The sequence below is a fragment of the Rhodosalinus sediminis genome, from assembly GCF_003385555.1.
GTDB lineage: Bacteria > Pseudomonadota > Alphaproteobacteria > Rhodobacterales > Rhodobacteraceae > Rhodosalinus > Rhodosalinus sediminis.
Genome location: NZ_QOHR01000007.1, coordinates 1 through 17410 on the forward strand (window position 1 = coordinate 1; position 17410 = coordinate 17410).

Below are 17410 nucleotides of genomic sequence, written 5' to 3' on the forward strand. Positions count from 1 at the left end.
GCTGCGTTCGAACTTCGTCTTTGCCATCGCTTGTCAGGCGCCTCGCGGTTCGGGGGCCTCGGCCGGCCCGGGTTGCATATCGCGCGCTCCAATATTGAGTCGTCGCGGGAAAATCAAGCCGAAGAAACGGCCGGACGCGGCGTCTCAGCCCGCCGTCCCGGCGGCGCCCGGCGCCGCGCCGTCGAGCTCCGCTGGCCGGGCCTGCGGCGCGGCCTCCGCCGGCGCCCCGTCCCCCGACGCGGGGGCCTCCGGCCCGGGGCCGTTCGCGGCGCGCCCGCCGAACCAGCCCTCCCAGCGGTTCTGCCGGACAAGCCAGCGCTCGATCTCCTTCGCCGCCGAGATCGCGAGGTTCTCCATCTGCGTCTCGCGGTCCTGGGTGAGGCCCGATCCGATCACCGTCTGCGGCGAGGGCGCCTCCGTCACGGTCACGGTGCGCGGCTCGGGGTTGAGCTTCTCCCCCGCCGCGTCGTCCCAGACCGTCAGCCGCAGGATCAGCGCCGAGCGCGGGCTCGCCACCAGCGGCAGGCCCGGCTGCGCGAGGACGTAGCCCTCCACGCTGATGCCGAAGTGATAGTAGCGCGGGCCCTCGTAGCGCCCGAAGCGATCCTCGACCGCCGCGCGGACGACGGCGGTCCATTCGTCGACGTCGGCCTCGCGCGAGAGCGGCCCCTTCGTCAGGTTCGGCGCGACGACGACCGTGTGACCGAGGCGGAAGTCCCCGAGCGGCACCGGCGCCTCGTCGAGATCGGCCGCCGTGCCGCAGGCGGCGAGCAGGGCGCAGAGCGCGAGCGAGGCGACGAGACGGCGCATGAGACCCTCCGGACCGGCGTGTTCCGGAGCGATAGCCGCCCAGACGCGGCGGCGCAATCGCGGCGCGCGCCGAACGCGCTCGCAAGATGCGCCGGGACAGGCGAACACTCGCGCCGCGGCTCGCCCGCGGACGCGGCGAGCTCAACGAGGGTCCGCGCAATCTTCGACGTCGTCATCCCCCTCGGCAAGGATCACGCGGGCCGGGACGCCGCCATCGCCTCCGCGCTGGCGCAGGACCACCTCGTCTCGCCGCAGGCATCGATGACGTAGCCACACGACCGCTCTCCGGCCCTGTGGAAGGTCGCAGGTTGTTGCCCTTGAGCCGGAGGTACAGCGCAACAGCTTCACTCAGGGTGCGTACAGGCTCGTCTGCAGCTTGCGGCCGGGAAACCCCGATCGGCACCGCCGCTGGTGTCTGCGGCCCGATGCGGCGCATGTGCTGACCCGGCAAGTCCATGATCTCCATGCGCAGGACGTGCCAGCGTTCATCGAGTGGCTGCGGAAGCCCTGGCCGCCCTTGCCCGCGCCACGACCGACATCCCGTGTCCGCAGCGAGACCGAAATCCTGCCGCTCGTGTCGTGGTCACGGAGGTCGTTCGGGACCTTCCTCGCGAAGTCGTAGATCCCCTGCTCCACAAATGTGACGGCGACAGCGTGGTACTCCATCCGACACTACGCCTCTGCTCAGCCAAAGAAAAGCTGATGCAGAGCAGGAGGTTACCTGAGAGCGATGGTGCCGGCAGAGGGACTCGAACCCCCGGCCCTCTGATTACAAATCAGATGCTCTACCAGCTGAGCTATACCGGCGCGCCACGCGAGAAGGGGTAGTCGTTTCGCCGCGGGCAGGCAAGTCGTGCGCGACCGCGGCCAAGGGACGAGCGACCGCGGCCGGGTCCGGCCCGGCCGCGGCGCGCGTCCGCCGGGGAGGCTCAGGCGATGCCGTCCTCCTCGCCGTCCTCGGTGAGCTTCGAGTCCTCGCGGAGCTCGAGCCACATCGCGTTCAGCACGGCGAACATGGCGGCGAGCGGCAGGCCGAGGAGCCAGGCGAAATACCACATGGCGCGTCTCCTTCAGTAGCTGTGGCCGGGGCCGGTGACGTCCTCTTCGGTCACCTTGCCCCAGAGAACCTTGTAGACCCACGCCGTGTAGGCGAGGATCAGCGGCATGAAGATCGCCGTCGCCACCAGCATCACGAAAAGCGTCAGGTGCGACGACGAGCTGTCCCAGACGGTGAGCGAGCTCGACGGGTTCACGGTCGAGGGCAGGATGAAGGGAAACATCGTCAGCCCCACCGAGGCGATGATCCCGGTGATCGCCATCTTCGACCAGAGAAGCGTCGAGACCTCGCGCCCGGCGCGCAGCCCCGCGACGGCGAGGAGGATGCCGAGAAAGCCCATCACCGGCGCCACGACGATCCAGGGCCGCTCGGCATAGGCGGCGAGCCAGCTGCCCCCGCGCTCGACCTCGGAGAAGAGGGGATTGGAGGGGCCGTCGCGCACGACCTCGCCCACCATCCGGTAGCCCTCGACCCCGAAGGCGAGCCAGACGCCGGCGGCGGCGTAGCCCGCGAGCGCGACCAGCCCCGCGACCGTGCCGTAGCGCCGCGCTCGCGCCGCCACCGCGCCCTCGGCCTTGAGCGAGAGCCACGCCGCGCCGTGCATCAGGAGCATGGCGAGCGAGACCACCCCCGCGAGCAGCGCGAAGGGCCGCAGCAGGCCGAGGAACTTGCCGTAGAAGCTGCCGTCGTAGACCGAGAAGAGATCCTCGGTCAGGTAGAAGGGCACGCCGAGCAGCACGTTGCCCACGGCCACGCCGAAGAGAAGCGCCGGCACCGCGCCGCCCACGAAGAGCGCCCAGTCCCAGCCCCGGCGCCAGCGCGCGTCCGCGCGCTTGGAGCGGTACTTGAAGGCCACGGGCCGCAGGATGAGCGCGGCGAGCACCGCGAACATCGCCAGGTAGAAGCCCGAGAAGCTCACGGCGTAGAGCGGCGGCCAGGCGGCGAAGATCGCGCCGCCGCCGAGGATGAACCAGACCTGGTTGCCCTCCCAGACGGGGCCGACCGTGTTGATGGCGACGCGCCGCTCGGTGTCGGTCCGGGCGACGAAGGGCAGGAGCGCACCCACCCCCATGTCGAAGCCGTCGGTGAGCGCGAAGCCGATCAGCAGCACGCCGAGAAGCGCCCACCAGATCACGCGCAGGATCTCGAAATCGATCAGTTCATGCAGGATCATGGCCGTCACTCCGCAGGGGTCGCGAACGGGCCCTTGCCGTCATGCGTGCGCAGACGGTGGGTGTGCCGTTCCATCCATTTCTCGGTTTCCTCCACGTCCTCGACCGGGCCGCGGCGGATGTATTTCACCATCAGGGCCATCTCGATCACGAAGAGGACCGAGTAGAAGAGCACGAAGCCCGCGAGCGTGATGAGCAGGTCCTGAACGCTGAGGTGGCTGACCGAGAGCGCGGTGGGCAGCACCCCGTCCACGGTCCACGGCTGGCGGCCGTATTCCGCCACGAACCATCCGAGCTCCGCCGCGATCCAAGGAGTCGGGATGATCGCCACCGCGAGCCAGAGCGCCGGCCGCGGGAAGCGCATGCCGCGGAAGTTGGCCTGCACGAAGAAGTAGGCCATCACCCCGATGAAGGCGAAGCCGAGCGCGACCATCCCGCGGAACGCCCAGAAGAGCGGCGCGACGCCCGGGATCGTGTCCTCGGCGGCCATGGCGATCTGCGCGTCGGTCGCCTCGCGCGGGTCCTCGACGTATTGCTTCAGGAGGAAGGCGTAGCCGAGGTCGTCGGAATGCGCCTCGAACCGCTCGCGCAGCTCCGGAGTGACCGCGCCGCGGTTCTCGCGGATCTCCATCAGCGCGTCGTAGGCGATCAGCCCCTCGCGGATGCGGTCGGCGGATTCGGCCTCCAGCTCGTTGATGCCGGGGATCTCGTGCGTCAGCGAGCGCGTGCCGATCAGCCCCATCGCCCAGGGGATCTCGACCTTGTAGTGCGTCTCGCGCGCCTCCTGGTCGGGCAGGCCGACGGCGGTGAAGGGCGCGGGCGCCTCGTGGGTCTCCCACATCGCCTCCATCGCGGCGAGCTTCATCTTCTGGGTGTGGGTGGCCGAGTAGCCCGATTCGTCGCCGAGCACGACGACCGAGAGCGCCGCGGCGAGGCCGAAGGACGCCGCCACGGTGATCGAGCGCCGGGCGAGCTCCACGTGCCGGCCCTTCAGCAGATACCACGCCGAGACGCCGAGCACGAAAACCGCCGCGGTGACGTAGCCCGCCGAGACGGTGTGCACGAACTTCGCCTGCGCGACCTCGTTGAAGACGACGTCGAAGAAGCTCGTCATCTCCATGCGCATCGTCTCGGGGTTGAAGGCGGCGCCCACCGGGTTCTGCATCCAGCCGTTGGCGATCAGGATCCAGAGCGCCGAGAAGTTGGAGCCGAGCGCGACGAGCCACGCGACGACCATGTGCTGCACCTTCGACAGCTTGTCCCAGCCGAAGAAGAAGAGCCCCACGAAGGTCGCCTCGAGGAAGAAGGCCATCAGCCCCTCGACCGCGAGCGGCGCGCCGAAGATGTCGCCGACGTAGTGGCTGTAGTAGCTCCAGTTCATCCCGAACTGGAACTCCATCGTGATGCCCGTGGCCACGCCGAGCACGAAGTTGATGCCGAAGAGCGTGCCCCAGAACTTGGTCATCTGCCGCCAGATGGGACGGTTCGTCATCACGTAGACCGTCTCCATGATGGCCACGATGATCGACAGGCCCAGCGTCAGGGGCACGAAGAGAAAGTGGAACATGGCCGTCGCCGCGAACTGCAGGCGCGAAAGCTCCACCACATCGAGTTCCATCGCCGACTCCTCTTTGCTGTCGCGGGAAAGCTCTCCCGCAGATGCCGGTTACGGATGAGCTACACCCGGGCCGCGAGTCGCCGGTTTGATGTGGGGCAAACGGATGCTGTTTTTGAGATGTATATTCCAAGATCGAGGGTGCGGTGTGCTGTCGCAAGCTCCTCGGCGCGGTGCGAGGCGGTGAGGATCGCCGCCTCGGGCAGCATTGCGCGCAGGCCGCGCAGCGCCTCCTCCGCGCGCGGGCCGTCGAGCCCCTCGGTCGGCTCGTCGAGCAGCAGCACCGCGGGCCGGCGCAGCGCCGCCCGCGCCAGCGCCAGCCGCCGTGCCTCGCCGCCCGAAAGGCCCGCGCCCCCCTCCCCGAGCGTCGCGTCGAGCCCGCCCTTCGCCGCGATCACGGGCCAGAGGGCGACGGCCTCGAGCGCCGCGCGCATCTCGGCGTCCCCGGCCCCGGGGGCCGCGAGGGCGAGGTTGTCGCGGATCGTGCCCGCCACCAGCGCCGCGCGCTGCAGGACCAGCGTCAGCCGCGCGCGCAGCGCCGCCTCCGGCCAATCGTCCACCGGGTGCCCGTCGAGCAGGACGCGCCCCGCCTCCGGCGCCGCGAGTCCCGCCGCCACGGCGAGGAGCGTGGACTTGCCCGAGCCGGACGGTCCGGAGAGCGCCACCGTCTCTCCCGGCGCCACGCGCAGGTCGAGCCCGGCGAGAAGCGGCGCGCCGCCCCCCGGCCGCGCCACCGCGACGCCCTCGAAGGTGAGCCCCCGCGGCGCCTCCGGCCGGGGCGCCGGCCCGTCGCGGCGGCCCGCGGCAGGCTCGGTCGCCATCACGCGGCCCGCGGCGTCGTGCATCCGCCCGATCTCGGCCAGCCCCTTGCGCAGCGGCAGCACCGTTTCTGAAAGCGCGAGCGCCACGAAGAAGCCGATCGCTGCCGGCGCGGGCGCCACCGCGTCCCCCGCGACCAGCCAGCCGCCGAGGGCGAGCGCCGCGCCCGCCACCCCGGCCACGACCGCGGCGAGGGCGAAGCCCGACGCCCGGTCGATCCGGTCGAGCCGGTCCTCCGCCCGCCGCGCGCGGGTCTCGAGCGCCGCGAGCTCGGCGAGCCGCGCGCCCATGCGCCCCTGCACCAGCAGGTCGCGCTGCCCGCGGAAGGCGTCGATCACGCCGCGGCGCAGCTCCTGCGTCGCCGCCTCCGCCTCGGCCGAGGGCGCGCGGCTGACCGCCGCCACCCGCGCGAGGATCGCCGCCGCGCCCAGGAGGTAACCCGCCGCCACCGCCGCCGCGACCGCCGGCGCCACCAGCCACCAGAGCGCCGCGAAGGCCGCGGCGTGCGTCACGCCCCCCGCGAGCACCGGCAGCGCGAGGCGCAGCACCACCCCGTCGAGCGCGTCCACGTCCGCCGTGATCCGGGTGAGCTCCGGCCCACCGCGCAGCCGTTGCAGCGCCGCCACCGGCCGCGCCGCCAGCCGCCGCATCAGGTCGAGGCGCAGCGCCGCCAGCGCCCGCAGCGTCGCGTCGTGGGTGAGCAGCCGCTCGCCGTAGCGGCTCGCCGCGCGGCCGAGGGCGAGGAAGCGGATGCCGGCCGAGGGGCGGAACACGTCGAAGGCGATGCCGATCCCTGCGAGCCCGGCGAGGCCCGTCGCCACGATGAACCACCCCGAAAGGCCGAGGAGCGCGACCCCCATCGCGAGCACCGCGACCGAAAGCGCCGCGCCGCGCCACATCGCCCAGGGCGCCGCGCCCCAGGTCAGGCGAAGAACCGCGATCAGCCGCCTCATGCCGCGCCCTCCGCCGCCCGGCCGGGCATCTCCACGACCCGGTCCATCGCCGCGATCAGCCGCGGGTCGTGCGTCGCCACCAGAAGCGTCGCGCCGCGCGCGGCGAGCGCTTGAAGCCCCGCGATCACCTGCCGCGCCGTGTCCGTGTCGAGATCGGCCGTCGGCTCGTCGGCGAGCACCACGTCCGCGCCCGAGAGGATCGCCCGCGCGACGAGCAGCCGCCGCGCCTCGCCGCCCGAGACGCCGGCGCCGGTCTCGCCGAGGCGCGTGTCGAGCCCCTCGGGCAGGCGCGCAACCACGCCCTCGGCCCCCGCGGCGGCGAGCGCCGGGGCCGGGTCGCCCCCCTGCCCCGCCGGGTCGAGGAAGGCGCGCAGCGTCACGTCCGGCACATGCACCGCCTGCGGCACCAGCGCGACGCGCGCGCGCCAGGCGTCGGCGGTGGCGGCGTCGAGCGTCCGGCCCGCGACCTCGATCCGCCCGGCCTCGACCGGCAGGAGCCCCGCCGCCGCCATCAGGGCCGACGACTTCCCCGCGCCCGACGGCCCGGTGAGCGCCACTGCCTCGCCCGGCGCGACCGCGAGATCGGGCAGCGCCACCGGCGCGCCGCCGCGCGCCACCGCCGCGCCCTCGAGCCGCAGCGTCGCCGGCCCGTCGAGCGGCGCGGCCGCCTCGCCCCGGCCGAGGATCGCGGGGCGCGGATCCTCCTCCAGCGCGGCGAGTTCGCCCGCCACCGCCCGGGCCGAGGCGCGATCGTGCCAGGCGGCGGCCATGTCGCGCAGCGGCTGGAAGAACTCCGGCGCGAGCAGCAGCACGAAGAGCCCGCCCGCGAGCGTCAGATCGCCCCAGTGGCCGATCCCGATCTCGCCCAGCAGCGTGAAGCCGACGTAGACCGCGACCAGCGCGACGCCCAGCGCCGAGAAGAGCTCGAGGATCGTGGACGACAGGAAGGCCACGCGTAGCACGGCCATCGTCCGGGCGCGCAGCCCCTCGGCGCGGGCGGCGAAATCCGCCTCGGCCCGCGCCGTGGCGTCCAGCAGGCGGATGTCCGGCAGCGCGGCGATGCGGTCGATCAGGAGCGCGTTCATGTCGCCGATCTCGGCCATCTGCTTCTCGCTCGCCTCGCGCGCGGCCATGCCGACGAGCGCCATGAAGACCGGGATCAGCGGCCCCGCGACGAAGAGGACGAGCGCCACCGCCCAGGAGACCGAGAGGCTCGCGGCGAGGATCAGCGGCGGGATCAGCCGCACCCGCAGCATCGCGGGCTTGTAGCGCGTCAGATACGGCGTGAGCGCGGCGAGCTTCTGCGTGGCGAGCGCCGCCACCTCGGCCGAGGCCGGCCCGCCCTCGGGCCGCCGCGCCTCCCGCTCGAGAAGCGCGGCGCGCTCCGCGGCCACGGCGCGGTCGGCGGCGCGATGAACGAGCCCGCCGCCCGCGTGCTCGAGCCCCGCGCGCAGGAGCCCGGCGCCCACGAACCCCGCGGCCCAGCCGAGCCCGGCGCCGCCCGCGCCCCCGATCCACGCGGCGACGGCCTGCGCCGCGGCGAAGGCCTGCACCAACCAGAGCGCACCGGCCACGGCGAGGAGCCACCCCCCGCCCCTGAGCGGCGCGCCCGCCCGCACCTCCAGTCGCTGCAACCTGTCGCCGTCCGCCATCGTCCGCACCTGCCAGTCCGTCCCGCGCAGGTAGCGCCCCGGACCGGGGCTGTGCAATGCGACGGGCGCCCGCAAGGCGGCCCGATGGCGCGATCCGGGGACCGGCGTCCGGTCGGGGCGCCTCCCGCGCGCGACGCCGGCCGGACAGCGCGGGGCGCCCTGCGCCACTCGGCAGCATCGCATCCCCGCGCGCTTCGAAGCCGCCGAGGCGCCCGACCGCCGGCGCGCCTCACACCCGTCCGACGACCCGCGACACGCTCGTGGCGCCGACGAACATCGCCGCCGCCACGCTCACGATGGTCGGGCCGGTGGGCGTGTCGAGATGATAGGAGGCCGCGAGCCCGCCGAGCGCCGCGGTCGCGCCGATCCCGGCGGCGAGCGCCGCCATCCCCTCGGGCGTGCGGGCGAAGGGCCGGGCGGTCGCCGCCGGGATGATCAGGAGCGCCGTGATCAGCAGCACGCCGACCACCTTGATCGCCACCGCGACCACCACCGCGAGCGCGAGCGTCAGCACGAGTTCCTCCCGCCGCGGGTCGAGGCCCGCGGCCCGCGCCAGATCGGGGTTCAGCGTCGTGGTCAAAAGCGCCTGCCAGCGCCACGCCACCAGCGCCACCACGAGCGCCGCGCCGCCCCAGATCACCGCGAGATCGGCGCGCGACACGGCGAGGATGTCGCCGAAGAGATAGGCCATCAGGTCGAGCTGGATGCTCTCGAGGAACGACACCGCCACGAGCCCCACGGCGAGCGCCGCATGCGCCATCACGCCGAGCAGCGTGTCCATCGCGTAGCCCTGCCCCGAGAGCGCCGTCACCGCGCCCGCCATGACGAGCGCGACGACGAGCGCGCCGGCGAAGATCGGCAGCGCCAGCGCGAGCGAGAGCGCGACGCCGAGGATCGCGGCATGCGCCGTCGCGTCGCCGAAATAGGCCATGCGCCGCCAGACCACGAAACAGCCGAGCGGCGCGGCGGCGAGCGCCGTGCCCACGCCGCCGAGCGCCGCGCGGGTCAGGAAGTCGTCGAGCATGGCGCCGCCTCGTCGATGGTCTCGGGCTCGTGCCGGTGGTCGTGGTGGTGCTGATAAAGCGCGAGCGTGCCCGCCGTCCCCTCGCCGAAGAGCGCGCGATAGTCCGGCGCGGCGGCCACCACCTGCGGCGTGCCTTCGCAGCAGACGTGCCCGTTCAGGCAGACCACCCGGTCCGAGGCCGCCATCACCACGTGCAGGTCATGGCTCACCATCAGCACCGCGCAGCCCGTCTCGGCCCGGAGCGTCTCGATCCGGCGATAGAAGGCCGCCGCCCCCGGCTGGTCGAGGCCGGAGGTCGGCTCGTCGAGGATCAGGAGGTCGGGGTCCTCCAGAAGCGCGCGCGCCAGCAGCACGCGCTGGAACTGCCCGCCCGAGAGCGCGGCCATCTGCCGGCGCTCGAGCCCCGGCACGCCCGCCTGCTCGAGCGCGGCGCGCGTCGCCGCGGGCGCCACCCGGCGCGGCAGCGACAAAAAGCGCGCCACGGTCATCGGCAGCGTGGGGTCGAGGACGAGCTTCTGCGGCACGTAGCCGATGCGCAGCCCCGGCGCGCGGCGCACCCGCCCCGCGTCGGGCGCGAGCCCACCGATCAGCGCGCGCAGGAGCGTGGACTTGCCCGAGCCGTTCGGTCCGACCACGGTGACGATCTCGCCCCGGTCGATGTGGAAATCGACATGCTCGAGCACGCGCGTCGCGCCGTAGCCGACGCTCAGCCCCTCGGTGGAAAGGAGCGCCGCGCTCATGCCGGGCCGGCCCCGGCGCAGGCGGGGCAGAGGCCCACCGCCTCGCGCACCGTGCGCTCGATGGTGAAGCCGGCGGCCTCCGCCGCGCGGCCGAGCTCGCCGGCTGTGGGCGCGACCTCCGCCTCGGTCACCCGGTCGCAAGCGCGGCAGATCAGGAAGGCCGGCGCATGCCGGTCCTGCGCGTGCGTGCAGGCGACGAAGGCGTTCAGCCGCTCGATCCGGTGCGCGAAGCCGTGCGTCGTCAGGAACTCGAGAGCGCGATAGGCCACAGGGGGCTGCGCGCCGCGCCCCTCGGCGCGCAGGCGGTCGAGGATCTCGTAGGCGCCCATCGCGCGGTGCTCTTCGAGCAGGATCTCGAGCACGCGGCGCCGCGCCGGCGTGAGCCGCAGGCCCTGCGCCGCGCAATAGCGCTCCGCCTGCGCGAGGCCGCGCGCGATGCAGTCGCCGTGATCATGCGTCTCGAAGCCGGTCATGGGCGTGGTCCTCGCACGGTCCGATATCGGGTTGCAATGATATAGTGTTTCATTTATGTGCCTTTCAGAGTGTTACATAGTTACAGGAGTCACCCATGTCCATCCGTGCCGTGACGCTCGCCCTCGCGGGGGCCGCCTCCCTCGCCGCGCTGCCGGCGCGGGCCGAGCCGCCGAAGGTCGCCGCCGACATCGCGCCGGTCCACTCGCTCGTCGCGCAGGTGATGGCGGGCGTGGGCAAGCCCGAGCTGATCGTGCGCCCCGGCGCCTCGCCGCACGGCTACGCGCTGCGCCCCTCAGAGGCGGGGGCGCTGCAGGACGCCGATCTCGTCGTCTGGATCGGGCCGGAGCTGACGCCGTGGCTCGACCGCTCCCTCGACACGCTCGCGCCGGAGGCGGCGCGGCTCGCGCTCCTCGCGCAGGACGAGACGCGCACGCGCCCCTTCCGCACCGGCGCGACCTTCGCGGCCCATTACCACGGCACGGGGGAGGACGCGCACGGGCATGAGCACGAGGACCACGAGCAGGAGCACGAGAGCGGAGAGCACGGGCACGAGGATCACGCGGGCGGAGAGCACGCGCACGGAGACCACGAGGACGCGGACCACGGGCACGACGATGATGCCCATGACGACCATGCCCACGACGAGGACCATGCGCACGACGAGGAGCATGCCCACGACGAGGAGCATGCCCACGACGAGGGGCACGCCCACGATCACACCGGGACGGACCCGCACGCCTGGCTCGACCCGGCGAACGGCAAGGCGTGGCTCGACGTGATCGCGGCGGAGCTGTCGCGGGCCGATCCGGGGAACGCGGGCACCTATCTCTCCAACGCCGCCGACGCCAAGGCGGAGATCGACGCCACGGTGGCCGACATCGAGGCGCGGCTCGACGGCATGGGCGATCTCTCCTTCGTCGTCTTTCACGACGCCTACCAGTACTTCGAGGCGCGCTTCGGCCTGAGCGCCGCGGGGGCGATCTCGCTCAGCGACGCGACGGACCCGAGCCCCGCGCGAATCGCCGAGCTCCGCGAGATGGTCGCCGCGCGCGGCATCGACTGCGCCTTCGCCGAGCCGCAGTTCGCGCCTGGCGTCCTCGAGGCGGTGTTTTCCGGGACCGAGGCCGAGATCTCGGTGATCGACCCGATGGGCACCGAGATCGCCCCCGGCCCGGACTTCTACCCGGCGCTGCTGCGCTCTGTCGCGGACTCCGTCGCGCGCTGCGGGTGAGTGCGGCGCGGCGGGCGGGCCGTCCCGCCCGCCCGCGGACGCCGCGGCCTTCGCTCCGCGGGCCGGGCGACCGAAGGCCCAACGCCGTGTCGGCAGGGCCCCGCCGCGCGGTCCCTTCGGGGCTGCGCGGAGCGGCGCCCGGGGCGCGCGGGGCGCGCGGGAGCGCCCCGCCACATCGGGGTTGATTTTTTCGACTGAATTAGTCAGGAATGGTGTCAGGCCCAGCCGACGCCGTCTCGCCAGGTCGATCCCCCTCCGGCGCCGCATCGGCGCCCGGACCGCGACCGAGAGGAGACGCCGGCGATGCCGCACGACACCCCATCCTGTTCCCCGGCCGAGCGCGGCACGCCCGTCGCCGCCCTCGGGCTCGACGCCCCGGAGCGCGCCGTGCTCGACATCCTGCGCCACTACTGCGTGAGCTTCGCCGCCCCGGCGCGCGAGGGCTGGGTCACGGCGATCCGCGCCGCGCTCGACGCCTTCGGCGAGGCGCGCGGCCCGCATGTCGCCGTCGCCGCGCTCGCCGCGCTGCAGGTGCTGCGCCGCACGCGCGCCTCGGGCTTTCGCTTCAACACGCCGGACTGCCCGGACTGCGCCGAGGCTGTCACCGGGCACGAGCGGCTGCTGATCGCCGCCCTGCGCGCAGCCGCCGCCGGCCGGGACGAGGCCGCGCGCGCCCATGCCGATCTGCTCTGCGAGGGCAACGGCGGCGGCCGGGTGGCCGCCGCGCTCTCCGTGCTCGCCGAGACGGCGCGCCTCCGCGCGCCGGCGCCCGTTTCCGATCCCGCCTGACGCCCGCGCCGAGGAGCCCGCCGATGACCACCCATACCGACCCTCGCGCCGCCGATCCCCGGCCCGCCACGCCCGTCTTCGTCCGGGTGACCGAGGATGCGACCGCCGCGCCGGTCGAAAGCCTCGGCCTCGACGGTTTCGAGACCGGGGTGCTCGCCGTGCTGCGCCACGTCTGCCTGAGCTTCGCCGCGCCCGAAGGGCAGTCGTGGCGCCACGCCTTCGCCATCGCGACCGAGCGCTGGGGCCCGGCGCGCGGGCCGGAGGTGGTCACCGGGCTGCTTCCGGTGCTCGACGCGCTGGCCGAGACGCGGCGCGCGCCCTTCGCGGTGATGGATCCGCTGTCGCTGGCCGTGCGCGGGCGCGTGACCGCGGACGAGGCGGGGCTCATGCGGCTCATCGCGGCGATGCGGCGCGAGCGCACCGGCGCCGCGCGCGGCGAGATCGCCGGGCTCGCCGAGGGGCGCGCCGACCCGGGGCTGATCGCCGCCGCCCTCGCCTTCGCCGCGCGCCACCGCGCGGCCGAGGGCCAGGCCGCCCGCGCCCCCGCACCGGTTCGAGTGCTGCACTGAGCGGGCCGGCCCTCAGCCCCGCCGCCGCGCCTCCACCGCGCCGATGACCGGGCAGCCGAGCGTGCGCTCGAGCGCGCGCACCAGCTCGTCGACCGTGCGGGTCGAGACGTAGAGCCCCCCGGTCGCGTCGGCGAGGCACTTGGCGACGGTGGGGCCGGCGTAGCCCTCCGCCTCGGGGCTGTTCCAGCGGAAGATGTCGTCCACGATGCGGAAGCCGATGACGTGCACCTGCAGGTCGGCGCCCGTGGCCGCGAGCCGCGCGCCGAGCGCGCAGGGCCGCCCGCCGCAGGTCTCGTCCCCGTCGGTGACGAGCACGACGACGCCCGGCCGCGCGCGGTAGTCGAGCGCCTCTGCCGCACGTTCGACCGAGGCCGCGAGGGGCGTGAGGCCGCCGGGCTCCAGCGCCTCCACCGCCGCGATCACCGCGCCGGCGGTCCGTGGCCCGGGCGGGACGCGGAGCGCGATGCCGGTGCAGGAATCGGCCCCGCCCGGCCCGTAGGTGAGAAGCCCGACGTCGCGCACCGCGGCGATGCCGGGCAGCGCCCGGCGCAGGGCGGCGCGCGCCTCCTCGATGCGGGGCGCCTCGGTGATGTCGTAGGCGACCTCGGCCATGCTCGCCGAGCCGTCGAAGACGAGCATGGCGTCGGCCGCGCAGCCCGGCGCGGCCGCGGGCGGCGACCCGCCCGCGATCAGGCCGGCCACGGCCCCCGCGAGGACGGCGCGGGCGCGCGGCCGGCCGGTGCGGCGCTCAGGCCGCGAGCCCCAGCTTGTAGACATGGATCTCGAAGGTGGGGTGCTGTTCGGCGCCGATCACCCCCTCGCGGTAATGGCGGAAGGTCGAGCGCCAGTAGGGCTGGATGACGACGCCCTCGTCGCGCAGGATCGTCTCGAGCCGCGCCATCACCTCGCGCCGGGCGTCGGCGTCGGCGATCGAGAGCGCCTCGGCGAGCGCCGCGTCGAACTCCGGGTTGGAGAAGCCCGTCTCGTTCCAGGGCTCGCCCGAGCGATAGGCGAGGCCGAGCACCTGCACGCCGAGCGGGCGCTGCGCCCAGTCCGTCGCCGAGAAGGGATACTGCGCCCAGTCGTTCCAGAAGGTCGAGCCGGGCAGGATCGTGCGCCGGACCTGAATCCCTGCGTCGCGGAGCTGCGCCGCCGCCGCGTCGGAGGTGTTGCGCCGCCAGTCGTCGTCGATCGAGATGAGCTCGTGCTCGAAGTCGGCCATCCCGGCCTCCTCCATGAGCGCGCGCGCCGCCTGCGGGTCGAACTCGGACGGGCCGATGTCGGCGTATTCCGGGTGGATCGGGCAGACGTGGTGGTTCTCCGCCACGGTACCCCGGTCCGAATAGCCCAGCGACAGGCAGACCGAATTGTCCACGGCGAGCGCGAGCGCGCGGCGCACACGCCGGTCGGCGTAGGGCGTCACGCCGTCCACGACCGCGGTCTGGTTGGTGCGGATGACGAGGGTGTTCGCCGTCACCGCCTCGGATTTCACCCAGCCGATGCCGTCGAGGATCTCGATGAACTCGCCGAGGCTCTCGTAGAGCATGTCCACCTCGCCCGAGTCGGCCGCGGCGACGATCGCCGCCTGATCGGTGCCGAAGTCGATGTACTCGATCCGGTCGAGCGCGGCCTCGCCGATCACGCCCTCGCCCCACCAGTCGTGGTCCGGGTTCTTCACCAGAACGGCGCGCACGCCCACCTGGAACTCGCCGGGCAGGTAGGGGCCAGTGCCGACGGGGCTCTCCAGCGGGTCGCCCGAGAAGCCCTGCGGCACGATGGCGGCCGGGAAGTCGGAGAAGCCGGCGATGAGCGTGATGTCGGGCTGATTGAGCGACAGGCGCACCGTCAGGTCGTCCACCACCGCGATCGCGCCCTCGCGCGCCACGCCGGTCTCGTCGTCGATCAGCGAGGACACCCGGCTCGCCATGGAGTTGCCCTCAACCTCGCGCTCGGCCCAGCGGCGGATGTTGTAGGCCACGTCCTCGGCGGTGAAGGGCCGCCCGTCGTTCCAGGTCACGCCGGGGCGGACGTTGAGCGTGTATTCGGTGGCGTCGTCGTTGACCTCCCACGATTCGAGCAGGATGCCCCGGAAGCTGCCGTCGCGGTTGTACTCGACGAGATACTCGAGCCAGCCGCGGGTGAAATTCGACATCTGCGGCCAGTCGTAGCTACGCGGGTCCTTGAGGGCCTTGACCGTGCTCTCGATGCGCAGCGTGCCGCCCTGCCGCTTGGCGGGCTGCGCGGCGGCGGGCGCGTCGAGGCCGATCAGCGCGTAGGCGGTGGGCGCCGCGACGCCGAGCGCGGTGGCCCGCGTCAGGAACTCCCGCCGGGAGAGGCGGCCCTCGGCGACTTCGCGGGCGTGCATTTCGGCGGCGGGGTGAACGAAGCCGCGGCGGGACTCGGGGGACGTCATTCGGGGAGGGTCTCCGGTGTCGTGGGAAATGGCGCCTCGGGCGCCGGCGGGCCGCGTGTGCTCTCGTGTCTGCGGACCGGGTCTCTGCCGGCCGATCGCGGCGTGGACCATTAAATAATGCGTAACAGCGTGAGGCAACCGTCGCCTCGCCCCTGTTGCCCGGCGTCAATGCTGCGGCGCCGGGGCTCCGCGATCTTCGGGGACGGCCGGGCCGTCCGGCCGCGACCGAGGGAGGCGGAGATGATCGCACCAAGGACAACCCGCGCCGCGGCGCTTCTCGCGGCGCTCGGCGCGCCGGCGGCGGCGCAGGGGCCGCAGGAACGCCCCGAGCCGATGCGGCCTGTGGTGGTCGAGCCCAGCGCGCGGGAATACCTGAACTCCTGCGCGTCGTGCCACGGCGCGGACGGCACGGGCGCGGGCTTTCTCACGCGGGTGTTCCGCGGCGTCGATCCCGGCGACCTGACGCAGCTCGCCGCGCGCAACGGCGGGGTCTTTCCGCTCGAGCACGTCTTCGCGGTGATCGACGGGCGCGAGGAGGTCGCCGCGCACGGGCCACGCCGGATGCCCGTCTGGGGCGAGCGCTACATGATCGAGGAGCTGACCGAGCGCGGGCCGGACGAGCTGAACAGCCTGCGCGTCAGAAACCGGGTTTACGCGCTGGTGCACTATCTGCAATCGATACAGGAGAGGGAGGACGCCGCGACGGACTGACGGCGCTCCGCGCGCCACGACCGCCACCGCGCCCGCCCGCGACCTGAGCGGAGACGAGGCCATGACACCCACGGCGCGCCAGCACCCGAACGTTCCCGACGTCGATCAGTCCGACCGGCTGATCCCGGTCAACCTGCGACAGTCGGGACCGACCCCGGTGCAGATGCTGATCTCGACCCGGGTGCGCAAATCGCCCTTCTGGCACCTGTCGATCGAGGCGGGGTGCTGGCGGGCGACCGTCTACAACCGGATGTATCATCCGCGCGGCTACATCCGCCCCGAGGACGGCGGCGCGATGGCGGAATACGACGCGCTGGTGAACCGCGTCACGCTCTGGAACGTCGCGGTGGAGCGTCAGATCCGCGTGCGCGGCCCCGACGCCGAGGCCTTCGTCGATCGCGTCATCACCCGCGACGCCACGAAGATCGCGCCGATGCACGGCAAATACGTGATCCTCTGCAACGAGGCGGGCGGCATCCTGAACGATCCCGTCCTCCTGCGCCTCGATCACGACGAGTTCTGGTTCTCCGCCTCCGACAGCGACCTCCTGCTCTGGCTGCAGGGGGTGAACGTCGGGCTCGGCTACGACGTGGACATCGCCGAGCTCGACGTGGCGCCGCTGCAGGTGCAGGGACCGCTCTCGGAGGAGTTCATGGCCGACCTCTTCGGCGCGGCGATCCGCGAGATGCCCTATTACGGGCTGATGGAGGCCGAGCTCGCCGGCTGCCCCGTCGTCGTCAGCCAGACAGGGTTTTCCGGAGAGAAGGGCTACGAGATCTTCGTGCGCGACGCGACGCTGAACGCCGAGGCGGTGTGGTACGCCCTGCGCGGGCAGGGCGCGCGCTACGGCCTGCGTGTCATCGCGCCGGCGCATCACCGGCGCATCGCGGCCGGGATCCTGTCGTGGGGGCAGGACATGGACGTGGAGACCTCGCCCTTTCAGGTGAACCTCGCCTATCAGGTGCCGCGCAAGAAGGAGGCCGACTACATCGGCCGCGCCGCGCTCGAGGCGCAGCGCGCCGAGATCGACGCGGGGCGCTATCCCTTCAGCCTGAAGCTCGTCGGGCTCGCCATGGGCGGCCAGCCGATCACCGACTACGCGCCCGACTTCTGGCTCATCGCCACGCCCGAGGGCGCGCGGGTGGGCTACGTCACCTCGCCGTGGTGGTCGCCCGAGCTCGGCCACAACATCGCGCTCGGCTACGTGCCATGGGCGCTCTCGGGGCTCGGTACGGACCTGCGGGTGGAACTGCCCGACCGCTACACCGACACCTCCGGTGAGGCGGTGCCGGCGCAGGTGGTGCCGGTGCCCTTCCGCCCCTCGGCGCATCCCAGCGCGCGCGAACAGGCGCGCGAGCACGGCCGCGACTGGTCGGTCTGA

General features: G+C 73.4%; 17 protein-coding genes and 1 tRNA gene. 5 read left to right on the forward strand and 13 right to left on the reverse strand.

Translation table 11 applies throughout. The features are described from left to right. Positions 1–144: 144 nt before the first annotated feature. The 11 genes from DRV84_RS07455 to DRV84_RS07505 form a co-directional block, all read right to left on the reverse strand. A complete protein-coding gene (locus tag DRV84_RS07455) occupies positions 145–810 on the reverse strand; it encodes a hypothetical protein (protein WP_115979266.1) in 666 nt (221 codons plus the stop codon). Between the two features lie 348 nt (positions 811–1158). Continuing rightward, positions 1159–1476 (reverse strand): DUF6538 domain-containing protein, encoded by a 318-nt coding sequence (locus DRV84_RS16230; RefSeq protein ID WP_420852969.1) that lies wholly within the window; start codon positions 1474–1476, stop codon positions 1159–1161. A 65-nt stretch (positions 1477–1541) separates the two neighbouring features. Next, positions 1542–1617, reverse strand: a tRNA-Thr gene (locus DRV84_RS07465). A 122-nt stretch (positions 1618–1739) separates the two neighbouring features. After that, positions 1740–1868 carry a cytochrome bd-I oxidase subunit CydX gene (gene cydX, locus DRV84_RS07470; RefSeq protein ID WP_115979268.1) on the reverse strand — a complete coding sequence of 43 codons (129 nt, stop codon included), beginning with the start codon at positions 1866–1868 and terminating at the stop codon, positions 1740–1742. A gap of 12 nt (positions 1869–1880) precedes the next feature. Further along, entirely contained in the window at positions 1881–3041 is a 1161-nt protein-coding gene (gene cydB, locus DRV84_RS07475) for a cytochrome d ubiquinol oxidase subunit II (protein ID WP_115979269.1), read from the reverse strand. Between the two features lie 5 nt (positions 3042–3046). Further along, the gene (locus DRV84_RS07480; protein WP_115979270.1) at positions 3047–4657 is read right to left on the reverse strand and encodes a cytochrome ubiquinol oxidase subunit I; all 1611 of its coding nucleotides are present in this window, start codon (positions 4655–4657) and stop codon (positions 3047–3049) included. 59 nt (positions 4658–4716) lie between these two features. Then, positions 4717–6426: an amino acid ABC transporter ATP-binding/permease protein gene (locus DRV84_RS07485; protein WP_115979271.1), complete on the reverse strand. Its 1710-nt coding sequence runs from the start codon at positions 6424–6426 to the stop codon at positions 4717–4719. Continuing rightward, positions 6423–8078 carry an ABC transporter ATP-binding protein/permease gene (locus tag DRV84_RS07490; RefSeq protein WP_115979272.1) on the reverse strand — a complete coding sequence of 552 codons (1656 nt, stop codon included), beginning with the start codon at positions 8076–8078 and terminating at the stop codon, positions 6423–6425. Before DRV84_RS07490 ends, DRV84_RS07485 begins: the two co-directional genes overlap by 4 nt. 229 nt (positions 8079–8307) lie before the next feature. After that, the gene (locus DRV84_RS07495; protein ID WP_115979273.1) at positions 8308–9102 is read right to left on the reverse strand and encodes a metal ABC transporter permease; all 795 of its coding nucleotides are present in this window, start codon (positions 9100–9102) and stop codon (positions 8308–8310) included. Further along, positions 9084–9842 carry an ATP-binding cassette domain-containing protein gene (locus tag DRV84_RS07500; RefSeq protein ID WP_115979274.1) on the reverse strand — a complete coding sequence of 253 codons (759 nt, stop codon included), beginning with the start codon at positions 9840–9842 and terminating at the stop codon, positions 9084–9086. The genes DRV84_RS07495 and DRV84_RS07500 overlap by 19 nt, the downstream gene beginning before the upstream one ends. Next, positions 9839–10315, reverse strand: coding sequence for a transcriptional repressor (locus DRV84_RS07505; protein ID WP_115979275.1), 477 nt, complete (start codon positions 10313–10315; stop codon positions 9839–9841). Before DRV84_RS07505 ends, DRV84_RS07500 begins: the two co-directional genes overlap by 4 nt. A 95-nt stretch (positions 10316–10410) precedes the next feature. Here DRV84_RS07505 and DRV84_RS07510 point away from each other — a divergent pair, with 95 nt between their 5' ends. The 3 genes from DRV84_RS07510 to DRV84_RS07520 all read left to right on the forward strand — a co-directional run bounded on the left by DRV84_RS07510 (position 10411) and on the right by DRV84_RS07520 (position 12905). Beyond that, entirely contained in the window at positions 10411–11547 is a 1137-nt protein-coding gene (locus DRV84_RS07510) for a zinc ABC transporter substrate-binding protein (RefSeq protein WP_115979276.1), read from the forward strand. A gap of 303 nt (positions 11548–11850) precedes the next feature. Next, positions 11851–12336: a hypothetical protein gene (locus DRV84_RS07515; RefSeq protein ID WP_115979277.1), complete on the forward strand. Its 486-nt coding sequence runs from the start codon at positions 11851–11853 to the stop codon at positions 12334–12336. Between the two features lie 23 nt (positions 12337–12359). Then, a complete protein-coding gene (locus DRV84_RS07520; RefSeq protein ID WP_115979278.1) occupies positions 12360–12905 on the forward strand; it encodes a hypothetical protein in 546 nt (181 codons plus the stop codon). 12 nt (positions 12906–12917) lie between these two features. On the opposite strand, the gene DRV84_RS07525 is transcribed toward DRV84_RS07520, so the two are convergent. Beyond that, a complete protein-coding gene (locus tag DRV84_RS07525) occupies positions 12918–13607 on the reverse strand; it encodes a vWA domain-containing protein (protein WP_239995017.1) in 690 nt (229 codons plus the stop codon). A gap of 46 nt (positions 13608–13653) precedes the next feature. Next, positions 13654–15270: an ABC transporter substrate-binding protein gene (locus DRV84_RS07530; protein WP_239995018.1), complete on the reverse strand. Its 1617-nt coding sequence runs from the start codon at positions 15268–15270 to the stop codon at positions 13654–13656. Positions 15271–15558: 288 nt separating this feature from the next. Between DRV84_RS07530 and DRV84_RS07535 the strand changes: the two genes are divergently transcribed. Both DRV84_RS07535 and DRV84_RS07540 read left to right on the forward strand, forming a co-directional pair. Continuing rightward, entirely contained in the window at positions 15559–16029 is a 471-nt protein-coding gene (locus DRV84_RS07535) for a c-type cytochrome (protein ID WP_115979280.1), read from the forward strand. Positions 16030–16090: 61 nt separating this feature from the next. After that, positions 16091–17410, forward strand: a complete 1320-nt coding sequence (locus DRV84_RS07540) for a glycine cleavage T C-terminal barrel domain-containing protein (protein ID WP_115979281.1) — start codon at positions 16091–16093, stop codon at positions 17408–17410.

Bases quoted from the DNA above. Each gene is read 5' to 3' on its own strand.
- DRV84_RS07485 (WP_115979271.1), bottom strand. From the start codon at position 6,426: ATGAGGCGGCTGATCGCGGTTCTTCGCCTGACCTGGGGCGCGGCGCCC.
- DRV84_RS07495 (WP_115979273.1), bottom strand. From the start codon at position 9,102: ATGCTCGACGACTTCCTGACCCGCGCGGCGCTCGGCGGCGTGGGCACG.
- DRV84_RS16230 (WP_420852969.1), bottom strand. From the start codon at position 1,476: ATGGAGTACCACGCTGTCGCCGTCACATTTGTGGAGCAGGGGATCTAC.
- DRV84_RS07530 (WP_239995018.1), bottom strand. From the start codon at position 15,270: ATGCACGCCCGCGAAGTCGCCGAGGGCCGCCTCTCCCGGCGGGAGTTC.
- DRV84_RS07520 (WP_115979278.1), top strand. From the start codon at position 12,360: ATGACCACCCATACCGACCCTCGCGCCGCCGATCCCCGGCCCGCCACG.
- DRV84_RS07505 (WP_115979275.1), bottom strand. From the start codon at position 10,315: ATGACCGGCTTCGAGACGCATGATCACGGCGACTGCATCGCGCGCGGC.
- DRV84_RS07540 (WP_115979281.1), top strand. From the start codon at position 16,091: ATGACACCCACGGCGCGCCAGCACCCGAACGTTCCCGACGTCGATCAG.
- cydX (WP_115979268.1), bottom strand. From the start codon at position 1,868: ATGTGGTATTTCGCCTGGCTCCTCGGCCTGCCGCTCGCCGCCATGTTC.
- DRV84_RS07455 (WP_115979266.1), bottom strand. From the start codon at position 810: ATGCGCCGTCTCGTCGCCTCGCTCGCGCTCTGCGCCCTGCTCGCCGCC.
- cydB (WP_115979269.1), bottom strand. From the start codon at position 3,041: ATGATCCTGCATGAACTGATCGATTTCGAGATCCTGCGCGTGATCTGG.
- DRV84_RS07490 (WP_115979272.1), bottom strand. From the start codon at position 8,078: ATGGCGGACGGCGACAGGTTGCAGCGACTGGAGGTGCGGGCGGGCGCG.
- DRV84_RS07515 (WP_115979277.1), top strand. From the start codon at position 11,851: ATGCCGCACGACACCCCATCCTGTTCCCCGGCCGAGCGCGGCACGCCC.
- DRV84_RS07480 (WP_115979270.1), bottom strand. From the start codon at position 4,657: ATGGAACTCGATGTGGTGGAGCTTTCGCGCCTGCAGTTCGCGGCGACG.
- DRV84_RS07510 (WP_115979276.1), top strand. From the start codon at position 10,411: ATGTCCATCCGTGCCGTGACGCTCGCCCTCGCGGGGGCCGCCTCCCTC.
- DRV84_RS07500 (WP_115979274.1), bottom strand. From the start codon at position 9,842: ATGAGCGCGGCGCTCCTTTCCACCGAGGGGCTGAGCGTCGGCTACGGC.
- DRV84_RS07535 (WP_115979280.1), top strand. From the start codon at position 15,559: ATGATCGCACCAAGGACAACCCGCGCCGCGGCGCTTCTCGCGGCGCTC.